The sequence below is a fragment of the Dactylosporangium sucinum genome (genome assembly GCF_014647515.1).
Classification (GTDB): domain Bacteria; phylum Actinomycetota; class Actinomycetes; order Mycobacteriales; family Micromonosporaceae; genus Dactylosporangium; species Dactylosporangium sucinum.
In genome coordinates this window covers 82,439-90,589 of record NZ_BMPI01000049.1, presented here as the reverse complement: position 1 = coordinate 90,589, position 8,151 = coordinate 82,439, and the positions used below count along the sequence as shown (strand labels likewise).

General features: G+C 69.7%; 5 protein-coding genes. All 5 read right to left on the bottom strand.

Annotated elements, in window-relative coordinates; translation table 11 throughout:
- Positions 1 to 89: 89 nt before the first annotated feature.
- On the bottom strand, positions 90 to 866 hold the full coding sequence (locus IEZ31_RS38320) for an IclR family transcriptional regulator (protein ID WP_190254996.1): 777 nt from the start codon (positions 864 to 866) through the stop codon (positions 90 to 92).
- Between the two features lie 1,190 nt (positions 867 to 2,056).
- Complete coding sequence (locus tag IEZ31_RS38315) at positions 2,057 to 3,082, bottom strand: polyprenyl synthetase family protein (RefSeq protein ID WP_190254995.1); 1,026 nt, start codon at positions 3,080 to 3,082, stop codon at positions 2,057 to 2,059.
- A gap of 93 nt (positions 3,083 to 3,175) precedes the next feature.
- The gene (gene nuoN, locus IEZ31_RS38310) at positions 3,176 to 4,711 is read right to left on the bottom strand and encodes an NADH-quinone oxidoreductase subunit NuoN (RefSeq protein ID WP_190254994.1); all 1,536 of its coding nucleotides are present in this window, start codon (positions 4,709 to 4,711) and stop codon (positions 3,176 to 3,178) included.
- A complete protein-coding gene (locus IEZ31_RS38305) occupies positions 4,708 to 6,237 on the bottom strand; it encodes an NADH-quinone oxidoreductase subunit M (RefSeq protein WP_190254993.1) in 1,530 nt (509 codons plus the stop codon). The genes nuoN and IEZ31_RS38305 overlap by 4 nt, the downstream gene beginning before the upstream one ends.
- Positions 6,234 to 8,147 (bottom strand): NADH-quinone oxidoreductase subunit L, encoded by a 1,914-nt coding sequence (nuoL, locus tag IEZ31_RS38300; protein ID WP_373294751.1) that lies wholly within the window; start codon positions 8,145 to 8,147, stop codon positions 6,234 to 6,236. The genes IEZ31_RS38305 and nuoL overlap by 4 nt, the downstream gene beginning before the upstream one ends.
- Positions 8,148 to 8,151 lie beyond the last annotated feature (4 nt).

Genomic DNA, 8,151 nt, shown 5'->3' with positions numbered 1-8,151 from the left:
TGGGGCCGGTCCTTGATGGACCGGCCCCACGAGCGGTGCCTGGCGGGAGCGACGGTCGCGCCTTGCACGGACCCGAGTCCCGCAAAGGATCACTCGGCGAGGACGGTGGCGAGGTGGTGGGCGGTGGCCAGGAGGCGCGTGCGAACGACCTTGGCCGACGACATGAGCTCGGCCGGGGGCATGGCGCAGGCGAGCACCACGCGGCGGTCGGGGTCGCGGTCGTTGACCACCATCACGGCGGCGCAGGCGAGGCCCTGGCGGAACTGGCCGATCTCGATCTGCATGCCGCGGCGCTCGCCGGCGGCGAGGTCGGAGTCGAGCGCCTCGGGCGAGGTCAGGGTGGCCGAGGTGTACGCCGGCATCCCCGACTCCTTCAGGAACCGCCAGCGCTGGTCCGGGCTCAGCGTCGCGAGCAGCGCCTTGCCGAGCGCGGTCGCGTGGGCGGCCTCGTCGTAGCCGGGCACGAGGTCGTCGAACGGCGGCGTCCGCGGGCCCTCGGCCGAGGCCGTGACCGCGATGCGGCCGCCGATGAAGCGGCCCAGGTAGTGGCTGTACCCGGTCTCGGTCGCCGCGCGTCGCAGGCGGTCGGTGACCGCGCTCGGCCCGCGGAAGGCCAGGACCAGCTCACGGTAGCGGTCGGCGATCTCGAGCCCGACCACGTACGTGCCGTTCTCCCGGCGGATGACGTAGCCCTCGTAGGCGAGCGTCCGCACCAGGTGGTAGGTGGTCGCGACGGTGAACTCGCACCGCCTCGCGATCTGCTTGACCGTCAAACCGCGAGGTGACTGCCCTACCGCCTCCAACACTCGCAGTGCCCTCGACACGCTCCGGATGAGATCTGAGGGTTCGGCCTGTGGATCCCGCACCGCCGCCCTCCCCAGCCGCAGCAGTAACTGGAGTCACACCATATGAAACTGGAGAGGGTCAAGGGAACACTTTGATCATTTGTGTGGCGAGGTGGGGGGATGCAGGCCGCCAGCACATGGCGATGAATGCACCAATCTGGACACCCCGATCGTGCCTCTTTCATGCCGACACGCCGTGTCGCTTGAGTAGTGATCGACACAGGTCGCATGAGTCTGTGTAAGTAATGACCCTTGGACTGAGTACTACGATCACAGCCGCACAAAGGCCGCTCCGGCCTGTCATCGGGCCGTCGCGACTTGTCGCCAGACCGGGTACCGGCGCCAGGTGGCATTGAGCAAAGTGCACCATGGCAGCGAAAGCGGGCTCGTGCGGCGGCAAACCTGGCCTGCGCGGAGCGCGGGGAAAATTCCACGCTCGGGGAGGGCCGCCTGAAGGAGCGTGCGAGGGCGCTTGCATGTTGCAGGTGGCCGGGCGGCGTGCCTGCCGCCGCCGGGGCATGCAGGCGGCCCTCAGCGCCATCCACGCTGCCAAGCAGGTGCTGGGCTGGGCCCTCAACGCCGCCGGGGCACGCAGCCGGCCCTCAGCGCCATCCAGGCGCCAGCCGGTGCTTGGCCGGGCCCTCAACGCCGCCAGGGCACGCAGCCGGCTCTCAGCGCTGTCCACGGCCGCCAGCCGGTGTTGGCCGGGCCCTCAACGCCGCCAGGGCACGCAGCCGGCTCTCAGCGCTCCACACGCCGCCAGCCGGTGCTGGCCGGGCTGGATGGCGGCGCGCGCCACGCTGCCTGCCGGTGCTGGCCGGACTGGCGCCTGGCCCGGGTGGCAGCGTTCACCACGACCCTCGCCGGCCCACCGACGTCGTCAGCCCTCAGCGCGTCCCTCATCTCTGGTGGGGTGGGGTGGCGACCTAGCGAGTGCGCAGGTCGGCCGCGACCGCGCGCTCGTTGCTTCGCCGCGCTACTCCCCAAGGTGACGTCGCCCCCGCCGCGCTCCGCGCAGGCCAGCCTGGCCGGGCACGCCATGTACCGCCGGGCGGGGTCGTCACATTGCTCCGCCGCGCCACTCCCCATGGCGATGTCGCCCCCGGCCTGGCCGGCGGGCCACGCACCGCCGAAGCCGGGTCGTCACATCGGCGCGGTGGATGCCGAAACAGACAAAACGCCCCACGCTCAGCCCGGGCAGGCCGCGAGCGTCAGTTGGTGCGGTCGGCGATGAAGTCGCACAGGGACTCGAGCGCCGCCCGGGCCGGGACGTGCGGCAGCGGGGCCAGCGCGGCACGCGCACGGTCGGCGTAGCCGCGGACCGTCTCGCGGGCCTGCTTCAGGGCCGCCGACTCGCGGAGCAGGCCGAGGGCCTCCGCGTGCAGGGCGTCGTCGGTGACCGGGCCGGCCGCCAGGATCTCGCGCAGGCGGACGGCGGTGGCGTCGTCGTCGGTCGAGGCCAGGGCGTAGAGGACCGGGAGGGTGGGCACGCCCTCGCGGAGGTCGGTGCCGGGAGTCTTGCCCGACTGGGTCGACTCGCTGGCGATGTCGATCAGGTCGTCGGACAGCTGGAACGCGATGCCGAACGTCTCCGCGAACGTCGCCAGGGCCTCGGTCTGCTCGGGCGGGCAGCCGCCGAACATCGCGCCGAAGCGGGCGCTGGTCGAGATCAGGGAGCCGGTCTTCTGCGAGATCACCCGCAGGTAGTGGGTGATCGCGTCCTCGCCGTCGAGCGGGCCGGCGGTCTCGGCGACCTGGCCGTGGACCAGGCGGGAGAACGTGCTCGCCTGGATCTTCACCGCGTCGATGCCGAGGTCGGCGGCGAGGTCGGCGGCGCGGGCGAACAGGTAGTCGCCGATCAGGATCGCGAGCGCGTTGCCCCAGCGGGAGTTCGCGCTGGGCGCGCCGCGGCGGACGGTCGCCTCGTCCATGACGTCGTCGTGGTAGAGGGTCGCGAGGTGGGTGAGCTCGACGACGGCGCCGGCCTTGACCACGTCCTCGTTGGAGGGGTCGTCGCCGAAGTGCGCGGCGAGGCCCACGAGCAGCGGCCGGAACCGCTTGCCACCGGCGTCGACCAGGTGGCGGGCCGCCTCGGTCACCAGCGGGTTGGCGCTGTGCACGGCGTCGATGAGCACCACCTCGACGTCCCGGAGGATCGCCGCGATGCTGTTCTCCAGCTCCGGATCGGCAAAGGTCAAGCCGACGGAGGCACTCGACTGCACGGTTCCCGTACTCACCACAGCTCCAACGATGCCATACCCTCAACGGGCGCCTGATACAGGGACGTCCCCGCGTGGAAGGCCACCGGGGACGTCACTGTCGTTTTGCTCTTACCTGAGGAACGCACCGGCGTTCTGCGTCACTTCCAGCAGTGCCCCCGGTGCCACGCCGAGCACCAGCGTAGCCACCGCTCCGATGACGAGCGCGGCGGCCGTCATCGCGCCCGGGATGGACACGGCCGGCGTCGTCTCACCCGGCTCCGACAGCCACATCATCACCACGACCCGCAGGTAGGGGAAGGCGAGGATGGCGCTGCTCACCACGCCGGCGATGACCAGCCAGGTCTGGTGGCCGTCGATGGCAGCGGCAAACACCCCGAACTTCGCGGTGAAGCCGCTGGTGAGGGGCAGGCCGGCGAAGGCCAGCAGGATGAAGGTGAACAGCGAGGCGTAGAGCGGCGACCGCCGCCCGAGCCCGGCCCAGCGGGACAGGTGGGTGGCCTCGCCGTCGGCGTCGCGGACGAGCGTCACCACGCCGAAGGCGGCGAGGACGGTGAAGCCGTACGCGACGAGGTAGAACATCGAGCTCGACAGGCCCTGCTCGTTGAGGGCGAGGACGCCGACGAGCAGGTAACCCGCGTTCGCGATCGACGAGTAGGCCAGGAGCCGCTTGATGTCGGTCTGGGTGACCGCGAGGATCGCCCCGATGATCATCGTGATGACGGCCACAGTGCCCAGCACCGGCTGGATCGTCCACTCGGTGCCCTTGAACCCGACGTAGACGAGCCGGAGCAGACCGCCGAACGCGGCGACCTTGGTGCAGGCGGCCATCAGCGCGGTGATCGGCGTCGGCGCGCCCTGGTAGACGTCCGGCGTCCAGACGTGGAACGGCACCGCCGCGGCCTTGAAGAGCAGGCCGATCGCCAGCATGGCGAGCCCGACGTACAGCAGGATGTCGTCGTTCGCCGAGGCCTGGACGGCGGTGTCGATCGCCTTGAAGTCGACCTGGCCGGCGAAGCCGTAGACGAGCGCGATGCCGAACAGGAAGAACGCCGACGCGAACGAGCCGAGCAGGAAGTACTTCATCGCGGCCTCCTGCGACAGCAGCCGCCGGCGGCGGGCCAGCGCGCAGAGCAGGTACAGCGGCAGCGAGAAGACCTCGAGCGCGACGAACATCGTCAGCAGGTCGTTCGCGGTGCAGAACAGCAGCATGCCGCCGAGCGCGAACATCGTCAGCGGGAACACCTCGGTCGAGCCGTGGGCGCGCAGCGCCTGCTCCCGGTCGCGGTCGGTGTTGGCGGTGATCGCCGCCTGGGCGACGAACGCGCCGCCCGGCTCCAGCGTCCGCTCACCGATCAGCAGCAGCGACACGATGCCGAGCACGATGATCGCGCCGGACAGGAACAGGCCCGGCCCGTCGACGGCGACCGCGGTGTGCGCGGTGATGACCGCGGTGCTGCTCTGGCGGATCACCATGACGAGCGCCGCGACCAGGCCGAGCAGTGCCAGGGTCAGCTGGACCTTGTGCCGCACCCGGCGGGGGACGAAGCCCTCGACGAGCACCCCGATGCACGCGACGCCGAAGAGGATCAGCATCGGCGACAGCGCCGCGTAGTCCAGGTGCGGCAGTTGGAGTTTGTCGTTCACTTGCCGGCCTCCACGGTGCCTGCGGTGGCTTTCGGGTCGGTCTTGCCGACGTCCTGCATGGTCGCCTTCACCGCCGGGTTGATCACGTCGATGACCGGCTTCGGGTAGAAGCCGAGCAGCAGGATCAGGGCGATCAGCGGCGCGACGACGACGGCCTCACGCAGCGACAGGTCGCGGCCCATCGCCTTGATCTCCGCCAGCTTCGGGTTCGGCGTGCCCTGCGTCGTCCGCTGGATCATCCACAGCACGTAGCCGGCGGCGAGGATGATGCCGGCCGTCGCGATCACGGCCACCGTCTTGTTGACCGTGAACGTGCCGATCAGCACCAGGAACTCGGAGATGAACGGCGACGTGCCCGGCAGCGCCAGCGAGGCGAGACCGGCGATGAAGAGGACCCCGGCGAGGATCGGCAGCGTCTTGCCGGCGCCGCCGAAGTCGGTCACCAGCGCGCTGCCGCGGCGGGCCACCAGCATGCCGACGACCAGGAAGAGCAGGCCGGTCGCGAGGCCGTGGTTGACCATGTACAGCACGGAGCCGGTGCCGGCCTGGGTCGTGAACGCGAAGATGCCGATGCCGATGAAGCCGAAGTGGGCGATCGACGTGTACGACACCAGCCGCTTGAGGTCCTGCTGGCCGATCGCGACCAGCGCGCCGTAGATGATGCCGACGAGCGCGAGCGTGAGCCCGAGCCAGGCGAAGTACTTCGACGCGTTCGGGAACAGCGGCAGGCAGTACCGCAGAATCCCGAACGTGCCGACCTTGTCGAGCACGCCGACCAACAGCGCCGCCGCACCGGCCGGGGCCGCGCCACCGGCGTCGGGCAGCCACGTGTGGAACGGGAAGAACGGGGCCTTGATCGCGAAGGCGACGAAGAAGCCCAGGAACAGCCAGCGCTCGGTGTTCACCGAGAAGTCGGCGTTGACCAGGGCCTGCCAGTCGAAGGTGTGCCCGCCGACGACCCAGAGCCCGACCACCGCGGCCAGCATGAAGAGGCCGCCGAGCAGCGAGTACAGGAAGAACTTCACCGCCGCGTACTGCTTCTGGTGCCCGCCGTAGGAGCCGATCAGGAAGTACATCGGCACGAGCATGACCTCGAAGAACACGTAGAACAGGAACACGTCCTGCGCGGCGAAGACGCCGATCATCGTGCACTCGAGCGCCAGCAACAGCGCGAAGTAGGCCGGGACCGACCGCTTGCTGTGATCCGCGTCGTGCCAGGACGCCAGGATCACCAGCGGCACGAGTAACGCGATGAGCGCGATCATCACCAGGGCGATGCCGTCGATCGCGAACGTGAACTTGGCGCCCCACTGCGGGATCCAGGTCCAGGAGTCCTTCAGCTGGAACCGCTCGCCGTTGGCGTCGAACTGCGCCCACAGGCCGACGGTCAGCGCCAGGACGACGACCGACCAGGCCAGCGACACGCGCTTGGCCAGCTCGGGCTTGTCCTTGGGCAGGAACGCGATCCCCGCCGCGCCGACGAGCGGCGCGGCCGTCAGGACGGTCAGGTATGGGAAGTGGCTCATCCGAACCTCACCGCGAGCGTGGCGGCCACGATGAGCACCGCACCACACAGGATGGACATGGCATAGGAGCGCACGAACCCGGTCTGGGCCCGGCGTAGTCGGCTGGATCCGCCACCGACGCCCGCGGCGAGGCCGTTGACCAGCCCGTCGATGCCGCGGTTGTCGAGGTAGACCAGGGCGCGGGTCAGGTAGCGGCCCGGCGCCTCGAACACCGCCTCGTTGAAGGTGTCGGTGTAGAGGTTGTTGCGGGCGGCGGTGACGAGGACGCCGGCTGGCTGCTCCTCCTTGGCCGTGCCCTTGTTGAACAGCAGGATCGCGAAGCCGGCGCCGAGCAGCGTCACCAGCAGCGAGAGCCACGTGACGGCGTCGTGGCCGAGGGCCCCGTGGACTACGGCCTCTTCCTCGTGGCCGAAGGTCGGCGTGAGCCAGTCCGGCACGGAGGTCTTCAGCAGGTACCCGGAGAAGACCGAGCCGACCGCGAGCAGGATCAGCGGGATCGTCATGACCGGCGGCGACTCGTGCGGGTGCTTGATGTCGTCGGTCCAGCGCTCCGGCCCGTGGAACGTCAGCCAGAACAGGCGGGTCATGTAGAACGCGGTGAGACCGGCGCCGAGCATCGCCGCGCCGCCGAACACCCAGCCCCGCCAGCCCGCCTGCTCGAAGGCGGCCGCAATGATCGGCTCCTTGGAGAAGTACCCGGACAGGAACGGGAAGCCGATGATCGCCAGCCAGCCGAGGCCGAAGGTCACCCAAGTGATCTTCATGTACTTCCACAGCCCGCCGAACCGCCGGATGTCGGTCTGGTCGTGCATCCCGTGCATGACCGAACCGGCGCCGAGGAACATGCCGGCCTTGAAGAAGCCGTGGGCGAGCAGGTGGACCAGCGCGAGCGCGTAGGCCGCGCCGCCGAGCCCGACGCCCAGGAACATGTAGCCGATCTGGCTGACCGTCGACCAGGCCAGGACCCGCTTGATGTCGTCCTTGGCGCAGCCGATGATGCAGCCGATCAGCAGCGTCAGCGCGCCCACGATGACGACGACGAGCTGCGCGTCGGGCGACAGGTCGAAGATCGGGCGCGAGCGGGCGATCAGGTAGACGCCGGCGGTGACCATCGTCGCGGCGTGGATCAGGGCCGAGACCGGGGTCGGGCCCTCCATGGCGTCGGGGAGCCAGGCCTGCAGCGGGAACTGGCCGGACTTGCCGGCCGCGCCGAGCAGCAGCAGGAGCGCCATCGTGGTGACCACGCCGGAGCTGAGCTTGTTCGCGCTGTTGAAGACCTCGGCGTAGTCGACCGTGCCGAGGTAGGCGAACATCATGAAGATCGCGATCGCGAAGCCCGCGTCACCGACGCGGTTCATGAGGAACGCCTTCTTGCCGGCCGTGGCCGCGCTCGGGCGCAGGTACCAGAACGAGATCAGCAGGTAGGAGGCGAGACCCACGCCCTCCCAGCCGAAGTACAGCATCACGTAGTTGTTGCCGAGGACCAGCAACAGCATCGCCGCGATGAACAGGTTGAAGTACCCGAAGAACTTCCGCCGGCCCGGGTCGTGCTCCATGTAGCCGACCGCGTAGAGGTGGATCAGCGAGCCGACGCCGGTGATGAGCAGCACGAACATCGCCGACAACGGGTCGAACAGCAGGCCCAGGTCGACGTGGAAGTCCCCGACGCCGATGTAGTTCCAGAGCTTCAGCTCGACGCCGTTGCGGTTCTCCAGCCCGCGCAGCGCGAAGAAGTACGTGAGGCCGAGGACGAACGAGGCGGCGACGCTGAGCACGCCGAGCCAGTGACCCCAGCGGTCGGCCCGCTTGCCCAGCAGCAGCAGGATCGCCGCGCTGGCCAGCGGAATCGTCGGGAGCAGCCAGAACGAGCCCAGCCACCCGGTCGCCACCGAGTAGGTGATTTCTTCCACCACC

What these genes read in the sequence shown, in the direction of transcription:
- IEZ31_RS38305 (WP_190254993.1), bottom strand. Translation starts at nt 6,237, where the DNA reads ATGAGCCACTTCCCATACCTGACCGTCCTGACGGCCGCGCCGCTCGTC.